Annotated in this window: 17 protein-coding genes; 10 read left to right on the top strand and 7 right to left on the bottom strand. The window is 63.8% G+C overall.

The genetic code is table 11. The features are described 5' to 3' along the window. Positions 1-14: 14 nt before the first annotated feature. Together PQR67_RS28210 and ftrA are read right to left on the bottom strand one after the other, a co-directional pair. Positions 15-959 (bottom strand): hypothetical protein, encoded by a 945-nt coding sequence (locus PQR67_RS28210; protein ID WP_408466127.1) that lies wholly within the window; start codon positions 957-959, stop codon positions 15-17. Between the two features lie 410 nt (positions 960-1369). After that, the gene (gene ftrA, locus PQR67_RS28205; RefSeq protein ID WP_408466126.1) at positions 1370-2341 is read right to left on the bottom strand and encodes a transcriptional regulator FtrA; all 972 of its coding nucleotides are present in this window, start codon (positions 2339-2341) and stop codon (positions 1370-1372) included. A 133-nt stretch (positions 2342-2474) separates the two neighbouring features. On the opposite strand from ftrA, the gene PQR67_RS28200 reads away from it, so the two are divergent. The 3 genes from PQR67_RS28200 (at position 2475) to PQR67_RS28190 (ending at position 6057) form a co-directional block, all read left to right on the top strand. Continuing rightward, entirely contained in the window at positions 2475-2906 is a 432-nt protein-coding gene (locus tag PQR67_RS28200) for a rhodanese-like domain-containing protein (RefSeq protein ID WP_408466125.1), read from the top strand. Between the two features lie 152 nt (positions 2907-3058). Further along, complete coding sequence (locus PQR67_RS28195) at positions 3059-5128, top strand: putative bifunctional diguanylate cyclase/phosphodiesterase (protein WP_408466124.1); 2070 nt, start codon at positions 3059-3061, stop codon at positions 5126-5128. Positions 5129-5250: 122 nt separating this feature from the next. Then, positions 5251-6057: a hypothetical protein gene (locus PQR67_RS28190; protein WP_408466123.1), complete on the top strand. Its 807-nt coding sequence runs from the start codon at positions 5251-5253 to the stop codon at positions 6055-6057. A gap of 81 nt (positions 6058-6138) precedes the next feature. On the opposite strand, the gene PQR67_RS28185 is transcribed toward PQR67_RS28190, so the two are convergent. The 4 genes from PQR67_RS28185 to dapA form a co-directional block, all read right to left on the bottom strand. Continuing rightward, positions 6139-6573, bottom strand: a complete 435-nt coding sequence (locus PQR67_RS28185) for a bactofilin family protein (RefSeq protein WP_408466122.1) — start codon at positions 6571-6573, stop codon at positions 6139-6141. Positions 6574-6699: 126 nt separating this feature from the next. Continuing rightward, complete coding sequence (locus tag PQR67_RS28180) at positions 6700-7086, bottom strand: hypothetical protein (protein WP_408466121.1); 387 nt, start codon at positions 7084-7086, stop codon at positions 6700-6702. After that, on the bottom strand, positions 7079-8059 hold the full coding sequence (locus PQR67_RS28175) for a M23 family metallopeptidase (RefSeq protein ID WP_408466120.1): 981 nt from the start codon (positions 8057-8059) through the stop codon (positions 7079-7081). Before PQR67_RS28175 ends, PQR67_RS28180 begins: the two co-directional genes overlap by 8 nt. 279 nt (positions 8060-8338) lie before the next feature. After that, positions 8339-9250 carry a 4-hydroxy-tetrahydrodipicolinate synthase gene (gene dapA / locus PQR67_RS28170; RefSeq protein WP_408466119.1) on the bottom strand — a complete coding sequence of 304 codons (912 nt, stop codon included), beginning with the start codon at positions 9248-9250 and terminating at the stop codon, positions 8339-8341. A 461-nt stretch (positions 9251-9711) separates the two neighbouring features. Between dapA and PQR67_RS28165 the strand changes: the two genes are divergently transcribed. Beyond that, entirely contained in the window at positions 9712-11004 is a 1293-nt protein-coding gene (locus tag PQR67_RS28165; protein ID WP_408466118.1) for an aspartate carbamoyltransferase, read from the top strand. A gap of 240 nt (positions 11005-11244) precedes the next feature. Next, the gene (locus PQR67_RS28160; protein ID WP_408466117.1) at positions 11245-12708 is read left to right on the top strand and encodes an amino acid permease; all 1464 of its coding nucleotides are present in this window, start codon (positions 11245-11247) and stop codon (positions 12706-12708) included. An 18-nt stretch (positions 12709-12726) separates the two neighbouring features. Here the strand turns inward: PQR67_RS28160 and PQR67_RS28155 are convergent, their stop codons facing one another. Then, positions 12727-13815, bottom strand: a complete 1089-nt coding sequence (locus tag PQR67_RS28155; RefSeq protein ID WP_408466116.1) for a zinc-binding dehydrogenase — start codon at positions 13813-13815, stop codon at positions 12727-12729. A gap of 90 nt (positions 13816-13905) precedes the next feature. Between PQR67_RS28155 and PQR67_RS28150 the strand changes: the two genes are divergently transcribed. The 5 genes from PQR67_RS28150 to PQR67_RS28130 all read left to right on the top strand — a co-directional run bounded on the left by PQR67_RS28150 (position 13906) and on the right by PQR67_RS28130 (position 19827). After that, positions 13906-14817 (top strand): LysR family transcriptional regulator, encoded by a 912-nt coding sequence (locus tag PQR67_RS28150; protein WP_408466115.1) that lies wholly within the window; start codon positions 13906-13908, stop codon positions 14815-14817. A 327-nt stretch (positions 14818-15144) separates the two neighbouring features. Further along, positions 15145-17394, top strand: coding sequence for a TonB-dependent receptor (locus PQR67_RS28145; RefSeq protein ID WP_408466114.1), 2250 nt, complete (start codon positions 15145-15147; stop codon positions 17392-17394). Between the two features lie 10 nt (positions 17395-17404). Continuing rightward, complete coding sequence (locus tag PQR67_RS28140; protein WP_408466113.1) at positions 17405-18211, top strand: tetratricopeptide repeat protein; 807 nt, start codon at positions 17405-17407, stop codon at positions 18209-18211. Then, a complete protein-coding gene (locus PQR67_RS28135) occupies positions 18208-18891 on the top strand; it encodes a Fe2+-dependent dioxygenase (RefSeq protein WP_408466112.1) in 684 nt (227 codons plus the stop codon). The genes PQR67_RS28140 and PQR67_RS28135 overlap by 4 nt, the downstream gene beginning before the upstream one ends. Before the next feature lie 183 nt (positions 18892-19074). Then, complete coding sequence (locus PQR67_RS28130; RefSeq protein ID WP_408466111.1) at positions 19075-19827, top strand: 2Fe-2S iron-sulfur cluster-binding protein; 753 nt, start codon at positions 19075-19077, stop codon at positions 19825-19827.

Below are 19827 nucleotides of genomic sequence, written 5' to 3'. Positions count from 1 at the left end.
CAGCATGCCGACCGTCAGGAGCCTGTCATCAGATAGTAACGTCCGTCCGCACTGACATTGAAACCGAAACCGCATTCCATCGGAGAACCGTGTGTCCGAACGTCGAGCGTCTCCGGTGCGGAGAGCTTGAACTCGATCAGGCATTTGTCCGTGGGCTTGTCCGCTGTTTTGTCGTAAGGCGCCAGGTTAGTGATCCTCGCGGTGGCATCGAGCGGCGCATCGCCACCGCCATCGGTCATCGGCACGCGCGCCACACCGTCGTAAAAACGCACGTAGGCCGACAGGCTCCCCATGTTCGCACCAGGCTGACCGTCAGCGCCCACAGTGGGATACACGAAGTCGCCGTCGATCTTGTAGACACCGCGCCGCCCTTTCACCGGCTTCAGCTCGATGCTGTTCCACGCGCCGAAAAACATATAGCTGGCAAACCGCGCGCCGTTCGGCGGCACCCCGCTCACCACTGCTTTGCCTGCAATCGACTCGAGACGCTGACGCGCGGCCGCGACCGCACGGCCGAGCAACGCGTCGTTGGGATAGTCGTCGCCACGGCTCACTGCGGTCCGGTAGTACGCGCGTGCGTCCGGCAGCGCGCCCAGCTTCAGTTGCACGTCGCCCTGATGGACCAGCGCCATCGCCACGCGGGCCCGCGCCGAACTGGTGGCTTTCGGCGAGTTCTCCTCGCCCGCGTGCATGGCGGTGGCTTCGGCGAGCGCGGCTTCCATCTCGACCAGCGTTTGCGCCTCCTTGACGCGTCCGGCTTCGAGCGCGGCCACGCCCAACGCCGCGCATGACGCGTTCGTCCGGCACGGCACGTCTTTGCCTGCCAGCAGGTTGCGCCGATAAAGTTCGGCACGCGACGCGGCGGCTTCCGTTTGCGCCGCGACAAGCGCAGGCGTAAGCACCGCAATTGCGGCGGTGACAACAACGGCAGCGGCGGCGACGATGGTTTTGACGTTCATGAGCGAGAGAGGACGGTGGCAATGACGCGCTTCAAAGACTCGTATCAAAGACGCGTTTCAAGCAGCCGTATGCGCCACACGTTTTGAGGTGGGTTGCCACGGACGCTGGCCGTGATGCTGACAGAAAACCGCCGATTGCGCGAACCCTCGCGCCCCACCGAAGCGGGCACTCGATCGGGCGATTCAGCCGCAACGCCCGGCACGCGGCGCTCCGTGACATTCGAGCCTGCGCAGAAGCTGGCGTGGCGCGTGTTCGACATCTCATGCGACTCGCATCGAACCGCCTGCCATGCATGGGTCTTGCACGGGTCTCATCGGATTTTGCGCATCGGCAAGCGTTGGTTTGAAACAGTGCGCGCATGCGACGACGGCAAGACGGCCGTGACATGCATCGACCGCGCCGCCAGCATTCAGGCCAATCCTGCGGCCTGCGCTCCGAATTTCTTGCGATACGCGCCAGGGCTCGTCAAAGCGACGCGGCGGAAATGCCGTCGCAGCGACTCTTCGGAACCGAAGCCCGCGAGCTCCGCAACACGCACCATGGGCAACGGCGTGGAGGCTTCAAGCAATTCCCGCGCGATCGCCACGCGCTCACGCACCAGCCATTCGTAAGGCGCCATGCCGGTGGCGTCGTGAAACTGCCGCTGCAGCGTGCGTGGACTCATCGCCGCCCGTTCAGCCAGCGAGCGCAAGGTGTGCGGCAACGCGGGATGGCGGCGCACCCAGTCCATCAGTTTCGCGAGGCGCCCGCCTTCGTCTTGCGGCATCGGCCGCGGCACGAATTGCGCCTGACCGCCCTCGCGATGCGGCGCAACCACGAGCCGCTGTGCAACCCGGTTGGCGACCGCGCCGCCGTGGTCGCGCCGCACCAGATGCAGCAGCATGTCGAGCCCTGCCGCCGATCCCGCCGAGGTGATGATCTGCCCTTCGTCGACGTATAACGCATCCGGCTGCACGCGCAATTGTGGATAACGCTGCTGCAAGGCGTCGGCGTAGCGCCAATGGGTCGTCACCGTCTTACCGTCGAGCACACCCGCGGCGGCCAGCACGAACACGCCGGAGCAGATCGAACAGAGGCGTGCGCCACGCTCGTGAGCGGCGCGAATCTTCTTCAACAGCGGCTCGGGCGGCAATTCGCCGGCATCGCGCCAGCCGGGAATGACGATCGTGTCGGCGCGATCCAGCAGCTTGAGCGTGTAGGGCGCGGCAACGGTGATGCCGCCCGCGGCGCGGATCGGACCGGGTTCGCTCGCGCATACCGCGAAGCGGTACCAATCCACGCCGAGTTCGGGACGTTCGAGCGCGAACAGTTCGGTCACGCAGCCGAATTCGAACGTACAGAGCCGGTCGTAAGCCAGCGCGACGACAAGATGGTTTTGCATGGCGTGATGTTACCGGAGATTGACGATTACGCCACTTACCCGGCGCGTGCGGTGTCACGACAATGAAGGCTCCGGATTTGCTTCATCACGTCGTCACGCCCGCTGCCCCTCGCCGTCCTACAGGAACCTTTCCATGTCCAGTCACAACATGATCAACACCGCCGATCCCATCACCCCGGTCAACGCCGTCACCGCCATCCCTGCTGCCGATGGCGCCGCCGCCCTCGCCCACTTCCAGGCGTCGCTGCAATTCGAAACCGATTGCTCCGACGTGAGCGCGGCACTCGCCAGCGGCTCGCCCGGTTTCGTGCTGCTCGACGTGCGCGGGCCGGCGCTGTTCGAGCAAGGCCACGTGCCGGGCGCGCTCAACCTGCCGCACGGCAAGATCGTGGCGTCGAAGCTCGCCGCGTACCCGCAGGACACGCTCTTCGTCACCTACTGCGCGGGCCCGCACTGCAACGGCGCCGCGCGCGGCGCACTGCGTCTCGCGCAACTGGGGCGGCCCGTCAAACTGATGATCGGCGGCGTCACAGGCTGGCTCGACGAAGGGTTAACCTTGGCTTGAAGCACGGCCGGATTGCCGCCAATTAACCGCCAGGCCACAGCCAGACACGGGATGCTCAAACCCCGTCACTAACATATTGAAAATCAATTAAATAAACGCCGCGAACTGTCGATAACAAGTTCAGCCGCTTCCCTTTCGCGGTTGGACTTAACATGCAGAGCTCATACAATTTTTGGCTGGTTGCAATCTCGTTCCTCGTCGCGGCGCTAGCGTCCTACACGGCGCTCGATCTGACCGGCCGCATCTTCCTGCTGTCGTCGGCACGTCAGCGGCACGCGTGGCGCCTCGGCGGCGCCGCGGCGCTCGGTGTCGGTATCTGGTCGATGCACTTCATCGCGATGCTGGCCTTCTCGTTGCCGATTCCGCTCGGCTACGATTTCACGACGACCGCCTTGTCGCTTGGACTCGCGATCGGCGTGTCGTATCTGGCGCTGGTCGTGACGACCGACGCCCGCTTCACCCCGCTCAGGCTCGCGGCCGGCGGCGTGCTGATGGGTTGCGGCATTGCCGGCATGCACTACACCGGCATGGCGGCGCTGCAAATGGCGCCGGGCATCCACTACCGGCCGGCCTGGTTCGCCGGCTCGCTGGCGATCGCGATCGGCGCCTCGAGTGCCGCGCTGTGGATGGCGCGCGCACTCAGTAACGACGACGAACGCCACGTGGTGCGCAAACGTTTCGTTGCCGCGCTGGTGATGGGCGTGGCGATCAGCGGCATGCATTACACCGGCATGGCGGCCGCCGAGTTTCTGCCCGGTGCCGTGTGCGGCGCGGCCAAGGGTGTGAACGCCGAATGGCTGGCGACCTCGGTGATCCTGTTCACGTTCGCGATTCTGATCGTCACGCTGATGCTGTCGCGTTTCGATGCGCGCACCAGCTTTCTGATCGGCTCCGTGTCGAATCTGAACGGCCAGATCGTGCGGCTCGCCACGCTCGACACGCTGACCGGTCTGCCCAACCGCAGCACGCTCACCGAGCGCATCGAACGCGCGATCCATGGCGCGCGCCGGCAGCGCTCGCTGTTCGCCATCCTCTTCATGGATCTCGACGGCTTCAAGACCATCAACGATTCGCTCGGCCACTCGGCCGGCGACGAAGTGCTGTCCGCGTTCGCGCAGCGTCTTCTGTTATGCGTGCGTACGAGCGACACCGTCGCGCGTCTCGGCGGCGACGAATTCGTCGTGCTGTCCGAGAACCTGGATTCACGCGAAGATGCCGGCACGATCGCCGAAGGCGTGCTCGACCGCATGCGCCACGGCATCTGGACCGATTCGCAACCGCTGCAAGTGATGCCGAGCATCGGCATCGCGCTCTATCCCCACGACGGCGACACGGTCGACACGCTGCTCAAACATGCCGACGCGGCCATGTACGAAGCCAAGCGCGCGGGCCGCAGCACCTATCGTTTCTTCGAACAGAGCATGAATGAAGCCGCGACGCGCACGTTGCAGATTCAGAGCGCGCTGCATGAGGCGCTCGTCGCCGGCCATTTCTCGCTGCACTTCCAGCCGAAGTTCCACGGCAGCGGCGACTCGCTGGCGGGGGCCGAAGCGCTGATCCGCTTGCATCATCCGCAGCTTGGCGCGCTGGCGCCGCTCGAGTTCGTACCGATTGCCGAGCGCTCGGGCCAGATCGTGCAGATCGGCTACTGGGTCTTGCACGAAACCTGCCGGCAGATTCGCCGCTGGGTCGCACAAGGGCTGCCGTCGATGAAAGTGGCGATCAATCTGTCGCCGCGCCAGTTGTCGCAGCCGAACCTCGTCAAAACGATGATCGAGATCGTCGAGGCAGAAGGTGTGGAGTGCAAACAGATCATGTTCGAAATCACCGAAACCGTCGCGATGCAGGACGCAGCGAAAACCATCGAAATGATTCGCGAGTTCCAGGCAAGCGGCTTTGAAATCGCCATCGACGATTTCGGCACCGGCTATTCCAGCCTCGCCTACCTGCAACGTTTTCGCGTCAAGCAATTGAAGATCGACCGCTTCTTCACCAACGGGCTCGACGAGCACGGAGCGGAAGGCAGCGCGATCGTTTCTGCGATCATTGCACTCGCGCACTCGCTGGAGATGGATGTCGTGGCCGAAGGTGTGGAAACTGAATCGCAGTTCGACAAGCTCAAGTCGATGATGTGCGACGAGATGCAAGGCTTTCTGCTAGGCAAGCCGCTGAGCGCCGACGATTTCGGCGAATTGCTCCGTGAGAGGATGTTGGCCGTATGAACATCCGGATCCGTTCGAAACGCGCAGGGCTGCGCCGCGAAGGTGCCCGTCATGGCACGCCCCGCTGCGTGGCCCAGTTTTACCGATAAGCAGGAACAGACAGATTGGCGGCTGGAGATTTCATGAAAATTGACGTAGCGACGTTCCAAACGGTGTGGCTGATCATGTTTCTGTGCAGCGCCCTCATCACCACGGCGCTGTCGCGCATGTTTGCGCAAGTCGGCGCCTTCCGCTTCTGGGCCATCGCCTTTTATCTGCTGGCCACGGCGACGGCATGCTTCGCGTTGCATAAAATCTGGCCCAGCGAACTGCTGTTGCTGGCCACCGCGATGCTGGCATTGCAAAGCCGCATTCTGATCTGGGCGGGCACGCGCGAGCTGTTCGGCGCACCGGCGCCGTGGCGCGCCGGCCTCGTGGTCACTGCCGTGTTCGGCGTGCTGCACGGGAGCATGCTGGCATTGAACGCGCCGCTGCCCGTCCGCGCCACCTTGCTGGCTCTGTTTTTCGTGCCGTGCCGCGCGGCGACGCTGTATGAAGTGTGCCGTCGGCGCCGTCCGCATCTCGGACCGGCACGAATACTGGTGGCGATGGGCAGCATCATCGCGACGCTCAATGCCATCGTGCCGCTCGTGCTCGTCCTGCTCGACCGGGCCAACATGACGCTGCTCTACGGTAATCCTCGCACCACCTCGGTGCTTTACGCAGTCGTGTTCGCAGGTGATCTACTGCTGACCGTCGGCCTGATCGCGCTGGCCTTGCGCCAGTTGGTCACCGAACGCGACATGCTCGCCACACTCGACCGCGGCGCGCTGGAACATCTTGCAGGAGCAAGGGAAATGCGCGCGCTGCGCGATGCGCGCTTGCCGCGTGGCGATGTGCTCGGTCACGACACCTCCACGCAGCGCCAGTCACTGCCGGGAGCGATTTGACGCGGCATGCGGCCGGTTAGACGGGTGGGTTGGCCGCTTCGGTGCCGCTTCTTTGCAGCTTCTTTGCAGCTTCGTTGCCGCTTAGCCGGCCTTGCGTTCGTCGTGAGCGGTATCGGCCACCGAGACGAGCATCGGCGTCACCGCCTGTGCGGCTTCACGCTTGGCCAGCTTGCCGTCCACCGAGGCGCCGCAATCCATCCGCAACTGCTGGTAGTAGATGTTGCCGGTCACATGGGCATTGCTTTGCAATTCGACGAAGTGATCCGCGATCACGTCGCCGACGATCCGGCCGTTGACCACCACGTCGTAGCCATGCACGTTGCCCTCGATCGAACCGCGGTCGCTCAATACCAGCAGCGTCTGCGCGCCCGGCTCGCCGCTGACGTTGCCCTTCACGTGACCGTCCATGCGCAAACCGTCGCTGAACAGGAGGTCGCCCGTGATCCGCACGTCATGTGCAATGAGTGTGGCGAGCTTGGCCTGCCGGATGCCCGCGTGCTTTTTCTTGCTGAACATAAATACCTCATGAAAATGAAAATGTTCGTCGCGTGATGCCATCCGGGCGACGATCCGGACTGGTGTTGCAGGGTTGTTCTTGCAGGGTTGTCAGGTTGTTGCCGCGTCCGCAGCAGGCAGCGGTAATCAGCGGCGCGGCTCCGCCGGCTTCGCTTTGCTCTGGCCGCGCAGAAACTGCAGTTCGGCGTTCAATCGCGCGACGTCGGCGGCCGCGCTGTCCGCGGTTTTCTGCACCGCGGTGCGCGCTGCGGACTCCTGCGCCAGCGCAAGCCGCGTGCGGGTGAGTTCTCGCTGTTCGCTGTCTTCATCCACGGGCGCCACAGCGCATTGAACAGCCGGGGCGCCGGCGCGCTGCGCGTGCCATGCCGCAACGGCCGCCGCGCCGCCTGCCGCGCTGAGCGCACCCACCAGAACCCAGTGGGCCACGCGGAGTGCAAGCGGCCGCGCGGGCTGCAATGTATAGGCGCGGTGGGCCAGACTGCCCGCATCGCGGGAAAAACGTCGGTCAGCCATGTGGCGAGGGCGCGAACAGCGCGAGGTAGGCAGTAGGGTCGACCGGCGCGCCGTTGACCAGTACTTCGAAATGCAGATGCGGTCCGGTGGAGCGGCCGGTCGAGCCGACATCGGCGACATACTGACGCGGCAGCACCAGCTCGCCGGCATGTACGACGACGCGCGACGCGTGCCCATAGCGGGTCACGAGGCCGTTGCCGTGATCGATTTCGACGCAGTTACCATAGCCCGATTTCTCGCCGGCGAAGATCACCCGGCCGCCCGCCGCCGCCAGGATCGGCGTACCGGTTTTGGCGACCAGGTCGATGCCCGGATGAAAACTCAAACGGTGGGTGAACGGATCGGTGCGGTTGCCGAACGGCGAGCCGAAGCGCGCGCCGTCGGCGGGCATGCGGCCGGGGAAGGCGGCGTAGGCGATCGCATGGTCGGCGGTTTGTTGCTCGAGCGCGGACAGCGTCGCGGCGATGCAATCCAGTTGTTGCCGGGTCCGGCCGGCATCGGCATGACCGGCCGCTTGCGACATGACATCCGTACAGCGGCGCGGCGGCAAAGACGGGCCGCCTTCGCCATCGGTAGCGGACAGGTCGGGTTCAGAGGCGGCGCCCGCTGCAGCCGGGACAGCCAGCATGGCTGGCGCGCGCGGCGCCGGCCGCGGTGTATTCAGGCGTGCTTCGAAATCGCGCAACGCGCCGACCTGCATCGTCAGACGCGCGATGCGCGGCTCGATCTGCGCCACGGAGGCGTTCAGCTTGCCGAGCTGATCGATTGCGTAGTTGTGCTCCACACGATTCGCCGCCAGCTCGCCGGAGCCATCGTGCGCCGGCCAATGCATGCCGATCGCGATGCCCGCGGCGAGCGCCAGCGCTGCCGCGCCGAACGCCGTGGCCACCGCGATGGTCAGCGCGGTGCGGCGCGTCACGAAGCCAACCGAGCCGCTGGACAGCCGACTGCCGGCGCGAAACACGGAGGACATCAGCGGCCCCCGCCGCGCGCCACCGGGCACGCGCAAGGCCGCGCGCGAGCGGTGGCGCAATGCACATTCGGCACGCCCGGCGTGTTGAACGGGCCAGGCGCGCCAAGCGTGCTGAGCGTACTGAAGTGGGACCGGAAATCGGCGGACAAGACTGACTGCATGCGGCATCAACCGGACAACATCCCGGTGGCGATAGTGAACAAAGGGGGCCGATTATCGCCTGGCATTGTGACGCAACATCTCAAATACAAATGGCAGCAAGCGAATCCGCACACACGCTCACCATGCCGCCGCGCGCGGCGCTCCCGGATCAAGCCCTTCCAGTTCCATGAGCCGCGCGATCAGCGCATCGCCAGCGCGTGTCATCGGCATGCGCAAGCCGTCGCGTATCAGGCCTTGCGCGGCCAGCACCGCCTTCACCGGCGCCGGGTTCGGTTCGGCAAACAGCGCCTGGATCAACGGCGCGAGCTCATAAAAAATGCGCCGTCCTTCTTCGAGCCGGCCCGCTGACAAGGCGCGATAGAGCGCAACGAACCGCTCCGGACGCAGATGCGCCGAGGCCGCGATCGCCCCGCTCCCACCCAGACACAAGCTGTTGAAAATATTGATGTCCTCGCCGGTCAGCACCTGCAAGCGGCCGTCGCGAATCAGTGCGAGCGTGGTGTCGAGCGAACCGGCGCAATCCTTCACCGCCTGGATTCGTGGATGCGCGGCGAGCGTCAGGAGCGTGTCGAGTTCGAGCCGCACACCGGTTCGATAGGGAATGTCGTACAGCACGACAGGCTTGTCGCTCGCATCGGCAAGCGTCATGAAATGCCCGACGATGCCCGCCTGCGAAGGCCGGATGTAGTATGGCGCCGACATCAGCACGCCGGCTATCGGCAGTGCGTTCAATTGCTCGATGCGCGCCGCCATACTCGCCGTGTGGTTGCCCGACACACCGGCCAGCACCGGCAGCGCTTGCGCGTCCGCGCGGCGCGCAAGATGCGCTTCGTCGAGAATCGTCGACAGCACGGCGTCCTGCTCGGCGGGGTCGAGCGCGGACGGCTCGCCGGTCGTGCCGAGCGCGACCACGCCGGCCACGCCCGCGTCGGCATAGCGGCGCACCAGCGCGCGCAGTGCGGCGTGATCCACCTCGCCGTCGGCGAATGGGGTGATGAGCGGAACCCAGATACCCGAAAAAATAGACATGTCTTTACCTCGATGACGACCGTATCGATTCCGATCAGTGATGCGAGGGAGGAAAAACAGGGATTGCCGCAGGTGGGCGTTGACCGGCTGTTCCGTCGCAACATCTGACGGAACAGCGGCTCCGGTCAGATGAGCGGCTGTTTTTTGGCTTTGGCGCTAATGCTCGCGACATTGACAGCATGCGCGCGTGCCGCCACGACGCCCGCAAAAGCGAGACGTGCGATGGTTGACGGGCAGAGTCGGAGCGTTTGGCCGGAATGCATGACACGCAGTGTAACCGGGTCCGACCGGAGTTTGCAAAGCGGCCCGGCTAAAGATATCTGCCAAAGAGGTTCGCCAAACACGGTTGGCCAAACCGTTCCGCCAAACACTCACAAAATTGCTTGACTTCTGCGACAGGGAAACTAATATACGCACCGCGTACATAGCCGATACGCAGCCCTTTCCCGACAGGTGCCCGCATGAGCGTCCCACAACAAGCCTTCCTACGCGACGCGATGCGTCGCATGAACATGACCCGCGACACGTTTGCGAGCCGCATCGGCGTATCGCGCCGCGCGCTCGACACCTGGCTGCTACCCGACGATTCGCAGGAATCGCGCGCCATGCCGGAGATCGTGGAGCGTTTCGTGTCGGAAATCGTGGTGCATGGAGAGCCGGGCGAAAAGCATACGCAAAGCGTAGACTCGCAGTCGCTTGCCAGCCAGATGCTGTTCGAGGGCAAACCGCAACTGCTGTCGGTCGATCAGTTCTCGCGCGACTCGGTCGAGGCGCTGTTTCGCGTCGCCGACATCATGCAGCCGATCGCGCGGCGCCGGAAAATCTCCCGCGTGCTCGAAGGCGCGGTGCTCGGCAATCTGTTCTTCGAGGCCAGCACGCGAACTCGTGTGAGCTTCGGCGCGGCATTCTGCCGGCTCGGCGGCTCGGTGTGCGACACCACGGGTTTCACGTTTTCGTCGATGGCCAAGGGCGAGTCGATCTACGACACCAGCCGCGTGATGAGCGGCTATGTGGATGCGCTGGTCATCCGTCATCCTGAGCAAGGCTCGGTGGCCGAATTCGCGCGCGCCACCAACGTGCCGGTGATCAACGGCGGCGACGGCCCGGGCGAGCATCCGAGCCAGGCGCTGCTCGATCTGTACACGATCCAGCGCGAATTCTCGCGGCTCGGCAAGATTGTCGACGGGGCGCATATCGCGCTGGTCGGCGATCTGAAATACGGCCGCACGGTGCATTCGCTGGTCAAGCTGCTGGCGCTGTATCGCGGCATCAAGTTCACGCTGATCTCGCCGCCCATGCTCGAAATGCCGAGCTACATCATCGAGCAGATTTCGCGCAACGACCACGTGATCGAGCAGACTCATGACCTGACGGCCGGGTTGCGCGGCGCCGACGTGGTGTACGCCACCCGGATCCAGAAAGAGCGCTTCACCGACGAATCGTTCGAAGGCTATACGCCGGATTTCCAGATCAATCTGGCGCTGATGGACAGCGTATGCGGCGCCGACACGCTGATCATGCACCCACTGCCGCGCGACAGCCGGCCGGGCGCGAACGATCTGAGCGTCGATCTGAATCACGATTCGCGTCTCGCGATTTTCCGGCAAACCGACAACGGCATTCCGGTGCGGATGGCGATTTTCGCGGTGTTGCTGGGCGTCGAAAAACTGGTCCAGCATTCGATGCGCGACGCCGCCTGGCGCCCGCCCGTATATCTCGGTCCAGACGATGCGGTGTTTCACGGCATCGATTGATCAGGATTCCATGATTGAATTGAAAGACGGCCTTGCGGCTCACCCGCAAGGCCGTTTTAGCATGCGCACCACCCATCTTCAGTACCCACACGATTAAATCCAGACTAGACTGAATTCTTCAGTACCCTCCTTAACCGCAATATCAACAGTGCCAGTCGCCTTAAAAGCAGTCGCTTATTGCAGTGCGTCACGAATCGATTCGATTTCGGATTCACCAACATACGAACTGGACGACTCATCATGGCCGACACAAGCTATACGGCGCGCAAATCCGTCGCGGATATTGTCGCAAGCGCTGAGGGTGGTGAACATCATCTGTCGAAGTCGCTGGGCGCGCTCAGCATTACGGCAATGGGCATCGGCGCGATTATCGGCGCCGGCATCTTTGTTCTGACCGGCACGGCCGCGGCGCACTATGCGGGGCCGAGCATCATTCTTTCGTTTGTTCTCGGCGGGATTGCCTGCGCTTTTGTCGGACTTTGCTACTCCGAACTGGCCGCCATGCTGCCGGTCTGCGGCAGCAGTTATACCTACACGTATGCGACGCTCGGCGAACTATTCGCGTGGATCATCGGCTGGGATCTGATCCTCGAGTATGCAATGGGCGCGGCGACCGTTGCGGTCGGCTGGTCGGGCTACATTGTGAGCCTGCTGCATAACGTCGGGATTAGCATTCCACCCACCCTGGCGGCTGCGCCCGGCACCACGGTCACGCTCGCCGATGGCAGCACGGTGAGCGGGATCGTCAATTTGCCGGCGATCTTCATTATCGCCGCGCTAACCATCTTGCTTGTGCTCGGCACCAAGGAGTCGGCGCGGCTCAATAACATCATGGTGGCGATCAAGTTGACGGTGGTGTTGGCCTTCATCGTCATCGGCGCCTTCTTCGTGCATCCGGCCAACTGGCATCCGTTCATTCCGCAGAATACGGGCCAATTCGGCAATTTCGGCGCGAGTGGCATTCTCCGAGGATCGGCCGTCGTCTTCTTCGCTTTCATTGGCTTCGATGCGGTGTCCACCGCGGCCCAGGAGGCACGCAAGCCACAGATCGACATGCCGATCGGCATTCTGGGCTCGCTGGTGATCTGCACGGTGCTCTATATTGCGGTCGCCGGCGTGCTGACCGGACTGGTTCCGTACGCGGAGCTCAACGTCCCGGATCCGATCGCGAAAGGTGTCGACGTAATCGGTGTCACCTGGTTTTCCGTGCTCATCAAGATCGGCGCGCTGACTGGCCTCACGACCGTGATACTCGTGCTGCTGTATGGCCAGAGCCGCATTTTCTTCACGATGTCACAGGACGGCCTGCTGCCGCACCTGTTCGCACGCGTCCACCCGCGCCTGCAAACACCCCATCTGAGCCAGATGATGATCGGCACCATTGTCGCGATTGTGGCGGCGTTCACGCCGATCGATGTGTTAGGCGAAATGGTCAGCATCGGCACCCTGTTCGCGTTCATTCTCGTCTGCGGCGCCGTGATCTATCTGCGCCGCAGCGACGCGGACGCCTCCCGGCCGTTCCGCGCGCCGGGCGTGCCCGTGATCCCGGTTCTCGGGATTCTGTTTTGCCTGCTTCTGATGGCCGGGCTGCCGCTCGTCACGTGGTTACGGCTCTTCGTCTGGCTCGTCATCGGGCTCGTCATCTATTGGTTCTACGGCCGCAATCACTCGCGTCTTCGTCATCCGGAACGGGCTCCCGACTGAGACCCCAACCCGTCGTGGTCAGCCCCACGCATGTGGGGACTGGCCTTCCACGACGATGCATTGCGGGCCCGACATGCGGCCTGCGGCGTCGATGGCCGCTTCGAGCTGGGCGAACGGATAGGACTTCAGCTCGACCGCCTCGAGCGGAATCTGCCCGGACGCCACCAGCGAAACCAGCGCAAGATAGTCGGCGCGCGTGTACATGAAGTGGCCGATCAATTCCCAGTTGTTCAGCAGCATCTCCCGGTACGTAATCGGCAAATCCACTTGCATGCTGCCCATCAGCACGAGCCGGCCGCCACGGCGCAGGCTGCGTAATGCGGCGAGCGTCGCGTTCGCGTCGGTGGCCTGGCCGACCATATCGAACCCGAGGTCCACGCCGCCACCGCTTGCGGCACGAATCGCCGCTGTGTCTTGCGCGGCGTCGCCCGTCAACACGACGGGCACCACCCGCCCGCGGCCTTGCTCGACCAGCGCCTGCAGCGGTTCCGGGCGCCGGCCGAGTGCTACGACCTTGCTCGCGCCGAGTGCCAGTGCCGCAAGCACGGCCGCCGAACCGAAGTAACCGCCGGCGCCGTTGACCAACACCGTTTCGCCCGCCGACAGACGGCCGCGCCGCAAACCGCCGAACGGTACGGAGAATTTACCCAGCACCGCGAGACGCGCGGCGTCGATCTCTTCCAGCCCGTCGAGAGCGATCAGCGTCGAGGCCGGAAATTCGGCCAGTTCGCGCAATGTGCCGTGCGGAAACTCCGCCAGCAACGCGCCACTGTCGGCGCTGATAGCGGTGAGTCCCAGTAGCGCCTGCGCCGGTTCGCGCACCGTTTCGTCGGCAATCCAGTAGGGATTCACAGCAACCCGCTGACCGGCGCGAAACGCCACCACGCCCTCGCCGACCGCGACGATCCGGCCAACCCCATTGGTGCCGGGCGAAAACGGTGTCGGCGGATACGCGTAGGGCAACGTCCCTTCGACGTATTCACGCGTGTAACTGAGCAAGGGCACCGCCTCCATCCTCACCAGCACGGCATTGCGGCGCGGCTGCGGTTGCGTCACGTCGCGCAGGGCCAGCGGCTTGCCGGGTTCATCGAGCATCCAGGCTTTCATGTTGAGGTTCCTTCAGTTCGTTTCGGTGCTTGAACTGTAGTAGCGCGGTACGTATTCTAGAAATCAATTACTTATATGCGACCTATCAACATGATTGATCTGCGCGGCATCGATTTGAATTTGCTGGTTTCGCTCGACGCGCTGCTCGCCGAGTCCAATGTCACGCGCGCGGCCGAGCGGCTGCATCTGACGCAACCGGCCGTCTCCACGCAACTCGCGCGCTTACGGCAGATCTTCGGCGACCCACTGCTGCTACCCGCCGAAACCGGCCGTGGCATGACGCGCACGGCCCGGGCGCTGGAGTTGATGGAGCCGCTTCATACGGCGTTGAAGAATCTCGAAGCCGTGGTGCGCCACCAGTCCGCCTTCGATCCACTCACCGACACGCGGCGCTTCGTCATTGCCGCGCACGACAATGCCACCGCAGTACTCGGCATGCGTCTGATGGAGCTGCTGCCCGCCGTGGCGGGGCCGGGTGTGCGCGTGGCGTTCGTGATCGGCGATCAGCCCACCGCCGCGTCGCGGCTCGAAAGCGGCGAGATCGACCTGCTGCTCGGTTCCGACCGGATGATTCCGCCGTCGATGAAAGTCCGCCAGCTCTACGACGAGCACTTCGTGTTCGTGCAGCGCAAGGGCCACCCGCGCGGCATCGCCCCACTCGATCTCGACACCTACTGCGCGCTCGATCACGTGCTGGTGTCGACCAGCGGCGGCAGCTTTTACGGCTTCATGGACGAGCATCTCGACGAGCTCGGCCGCGAACGGCGCGTCGCGCTGTCGCTCCAGCACTTCGCGCTGGTGCCGGAGTTGCTGTCGAAAACCGACTATGTTTCGACGCTGCCGTCGCGCTTCGCGGCGCGCTACGCCGATCGGATCGATACCTTCACGCTGCCGTTCGACGCGCGCGGCTTCACGTTGTACGCAGGGTGGCATCCGCGCAATCAGGCCGATCCGGCGCTCGTGTGGCTGCGCGAGACACTGGCGGAATTGGCCGCACGGTAGGGCCTCTGGCGGATAGCGTCCGCCCTCAGCCGAGACGGGGCAAATCTCGCGCTGCACATACCGCTTACGCAACAGACAGAAAAACCACGCCCTCCGAAGTCGCCAAAGCCGCGCCTTCTCCCCCCATCTTCGCCGATCAGCACGCCAATTTCGTCTGACGGCCCATGCATTCGCTCCCACATTCCGAGATTTTATGTTGAGAACGCTTCTCAATTACAGACATATTGCATAGAATGCACGCCGAAAACACTTTGTAATAAACATGACATGTCCGGGTAAGGAACGCGTGATCTACCCGGCGATCAGCACTCAACAACGGGGATAAAAATGAAGTTGCGGTCCGATGAACCGAAGCTCGGCAAAATCAGCACGACGCTGTGCAGCATGTTGGCGGCCGGTCCCGCGCTCGCGCAGGGCACGCCCGGCACCACGCCGCCCGACAAGGACAGCCAGCTCGCGCCGATTGCCGTGCAAGGCCAACTGGACGACGGCTTCAAGACCGATCACTCGGCGTCGGTCAAATTCACGGCGCCGCTGGTGGATACGCCAAAGTCGGTGACCGTGATTCCGCAGGAGTTGATCAGGAGCACGGGCGCCTCGACGCTGACCGAAGCGCTGCGTACGGTGCCGGGCATCACCTTCGGCGCCGGCGAAGGCGGCAACCCGCTCGGCGACCGGCCGTTCATTCGCGGCTACGACGCGCAGGGCAGCACCTTCGTCGACGGCATGCGCGACATCGGCGCGACCACCCGTGAAGTGTTCAATATCGAAAGCGTCGAAGTGACCAAGGGTTCGGACGGCGCCTACGGTGGCCGCGGCGGCGCGGGCGGCAGCATCAACCTGATCACCAAGGCCCCGCATCTGGGCAATTCCGCCGACGGCAGCGCGGGTCTCGGCACCGACCGCTACCGCCGCTTCACCGCGGACGGCAACTGGCAAATGGCCGATCACGCGGCGTTCCGCCTGAACGTGATGAGCCACAACAACGACGTGCCCGGCCGCGACGCGGTCAACAACGAGCGCTGGGGCATCGCGCCGTCGTTCACCTACGGCCTCGGCACGCCGACCCGCGTCACGGCGAGCTACTACCATCTCTCGACCGACGACCTGCCCGACAGCGGTATTCCGTACTTCTATACAACCACCAACAAACCGGCCAACGTCGACACGATCTATCCGGCGAACGTGGACCGCCATAACTTTTACGGCCTGATCGACCGCGATTTCCGCAAGACGACCTCGGACGTCGGCACGGTGCGTATCGAACACGACATCAACAGCAATCTGACGATCCGCAACACCACGCGCTACACGAAGTCCACCCAGGACTACATCTGGACGCAGCCGGACGACAGCCAGGGCAACGTCGTCAACGGCATGGTGTGGCGCCGCGCGAATACGCGTGCCAGCGACGTCTACAGCCTCGCGAACCAGACCGAACTGTTCGGTGAGTTCAAGACCGGCTTCCTGAAGCACAGCTTCACGACCGGCCTCGAACTGTCGCGTGAAACCAGCGTGAACGACTCGTACACCGTGGCGGCCGCCACCGGCGCGATCTGCAAGACCAAGGGTATCGGCGCGGCGTCGGGCTATAACTGCACGAGCCTGTGGTCGCCGAATCCGAACGATCCGTGGGCCGGTTCGGTCAAGCAGACGAACGATCCGAGCGAGCAGCGCACCACCACCAAATCGCTGTATGCGTTCGATACGATCGAACTCACGAAGCGCTGGCAGGCCAACGTCGGCTTGCGCGTCGACGATTACTCGACTGATTTCCGCAACACGGTGGCCAACGGCGGTAAGCGCACCTCGCGCGACGACACGCTGTTCAACTACCAGTTCGGCCTCGTCTTCAAACCGGCGTCGAACGGCAGCGTGTATGCGTCGATCGCGACTTCGTCGACGCCGGCCGGCGCCCTGCTCGGTCAAGGCAGCGAAACGCAATCGCTGACGCCGGGCCGCGGCGGTGTCGGTGCGAACGCGGATCAACTCGCGCCGGAAAAGAACCGCAGCATTGAACTCGGCACCAAGTGGAACGTGCTGAACAACCAGCTCTCGCTGACGGGTGCGCTGTTCCAGATCGATACGACCAACGCCCGCGTCACGCTGCCTAACAACGAATACGCGATGGTCGGCAACAAGCGCGTGCAAGGCTTCGAATTCGGCGTAGCGGGCAAGTTGACCAACAAGTGGCAGGTGTTCGGCGGTTACACGTACATGAAGAGCCAGTTGCGCGACAACGGCAAGACCGCGTCGGACAACGGCCATCAGTTCCCGAACACGCCGAAGAACAGCATCAGCCTGTGGACCAACTACGACGTACTGCCGAAGTTCACGATCGGCGGCGGCGCGTTCTACATGTCGCAGGTGTACGGCGACACGGCGAATCTGCGCGCGGTGCCTTCGTACTGGCGCTTCGACGGTATGGCGACGTACCGGATCAACAAGAAGGTCGATCTGCAACTGAACGTGCAGAACATTTTCAACCGCACGTATTACGACCAGGCGTACCCGGCGCACTATGCGTCGATCGCAGCCGGCCGCTCCGCCTTCCTGACGCTCAACGCGCATTACTAAGCGCCGCACAATGGAACAGGTGACGCTGAAGGCGCTGGCGAGCGTATCGCATGACGAACTCGCCGCCATCCTCCGCGGGCCGCCCACCCACGCCGCCGCGTGGGTGGCGGCAGCCGCGCACAACGGCATCGTCGAAGCGCAGGCGGTGTACGGCCAGTATCTGCTCGACGGCCATGGCGTGGAGCGCAATGCCGAAGACGCGCTGACGTGGTTCAAGCACGCGGCCCGGCAGGATCATCCGATGGCGATGAACATGCTGGGCCGCTGCTACGAACACGGCTGGGGAACGCTCGCGTGCGCGCCGGTGGCCGTCTACTGGTACCGGCTCGCGGCGCGGACGGGGCTCGACTGGGGCATGTACAACTATGCGTCGGCGCTTGCGCTCGGCAATGGTGTGGAGTGCGATCGAGCGCAGGCGCTGCAGTGGTTCCGGCGCGCCGCCGACATGGGTCACGTAAAGTCGCTCAACTACATCGGCAGCTTTTACGAAGACGGCTGGGCCGTCGATGCCGACGCCGGCATCGCGTTCGACTATTACCGGCGCGCCGCGGTGGGCGGCGACTTTCGCGGCCAGTTCAACTATGCACGGCGGCTGGCCGCGCGTGGCGAGATCGACGCCGCGCTGGCGTGGCTGCGACGCGTGCCGGTGACGGCAACGGCGGCATTCGTCGAGAAAATGCGGACGTGGCTGGCCGCTTCGCCGGTGGCCGCGTTTCGTGCGCTGGCTGTGGAACTCAATGATGCGTTCAATGAAGAGCGCAATGAGGAGTTCAACAACGAGCTCAACGCAGACATCACCGAAGAGGCACGCGCATGATGCTGCATCTGCAAGGCGTGCTCAGTAAGCAACAGGTCGCGCAATCCCGCGAAATCCTCGACGCGGCGCAATGGATCGACGGCAATGCGACTTCCGGCGAACAGTCGGCGCACGCCAAGCGCAACCAGCAATTGGCCGAAGGCTCCCCGGCCGCGCGCGCGGTGGGCGATGCGATTCAGGACGCGCTCGGGCGCAATCCACGGTTCTTTTCCGCGGCGTTGCCGCTGAAAGTCTTTCCGCCGCTTTTTAACCGCTATGCCGGTGGCGACGGTTTCAGCACACACGTAGACAACGCGATCCGCCAATTGCGCGGCACCGACTTTCGCATCCGCAGCGATCTGTCGGCTACGCTCTTTCTCGCCGAACCGGAAACCTACGACGGCGGCGAACTCTGCATCGAAGACACTTACGGCGTGCATCGCTCGAAGCTGCCCGCCGGCGACATGGTGCTCTACCCCGCTTCTAGCCTGCATCACGTGAGCCCGGTAACGCGTGGCGTGCGGGTCGCGTCGTTCTTCTGGATTCAGAGCATGGTGCGCGACGACGGCGAACGCGCCATGCTGTTCCAACTCGACAACGACGTGCAGCGTCTCGCCGCCGAAAAAGGTTCGAACGATCCAACCGTGATCAGTCTCACCGGGATTTATCACAATCTGCTGCGGCGCTGGGCTGATGCCTGAGCCTGAGCCTGATTGCGCGGACTCCTCGTCCCGCGCAAAACAGTCTTTCGTTTTGCATCCAGAAAGAAGGCACGTCCGCGTATTTACTTTCCTGTTCGTTAAGCGCAACGTCAGTAGTTGACACTCGGTTACCCGCATGTCGCCGTGCCTGCATTGACCTTTCAATGGAGCCAGCAGACTGTCATGTCCACGAGAAACAAACCTGAAGATTCGGGCGACGAGCCCGACGTTACGCCACCCCAACCTTCGCGCCGCCGCTTTCTGCAGTCGGCTGCCGCGGCCGCCACGGTCGGCGTGGCACCGCATTTGCGCGCGCAAACTCAAACACCGGCCCCAACCGCGCCGCCTGCGGAAGTACATGTACCGGTGCCGCCCCGCCCGGTCACGCTGAGCGTCAACGGCCGCGCCTACACGTTGCAACTCGAACCGCGCGTGACCTTGCTCGATGCGCTGCGCGAGTACGCAGGCCTGATGGGCACGAAGAAAGGCTGTGACCGCGGACAGTGCGGCGCATGCACGGTGATCGCCGACGGCCGCCGCATCAATTCCTGCCTGACGCTCGCCGTGATGCACGAAGGAGAGAACATCACGACGGTTGAAGGACTCGTCAGCAACGACGTGCTGAGTCCATTGCAACGGGCCTTCATCGAACACGATGCATTCCAGTGCGGCTACTGTACGCCCGGGCAGTTGTGTTCCGCGACTGCCCTGCTGAACGAATTCCGCAACGGCACGGCCAGTGCCGTGACCCTCGATGTGCGCAGCCGTGCACCCCAACTTTCCGACGACGAAATCCGCGAACGCATGAGCGGCAACATTTGCCGCTGCGGCGCGTACGCCAATATCGTCGCGGCGGTGCGCGCCGTGCATGAGGGTGGCGCACAGAACAGTGCCGGCGCCGCCAGCAACAGCGACCATCACGACAGCAACGCCTGA

The sequence above is a fragment of the Paraburkholderia fungorum genome (assembly GCF_046026025.1).
Taxonomy (GTDB): Bacteria; Pseudomonadota; Gammaproteobacteria; order Burkholderiales; family Burkholderiaceae; genus Paraburkholderia; species Paraburkholderia fungorum_E.
The sequence above is the reverse complement of the archived record's forward strand: the minus strand, read 5'-3'. Positions and strand labels throughout refer to the sequence as shown.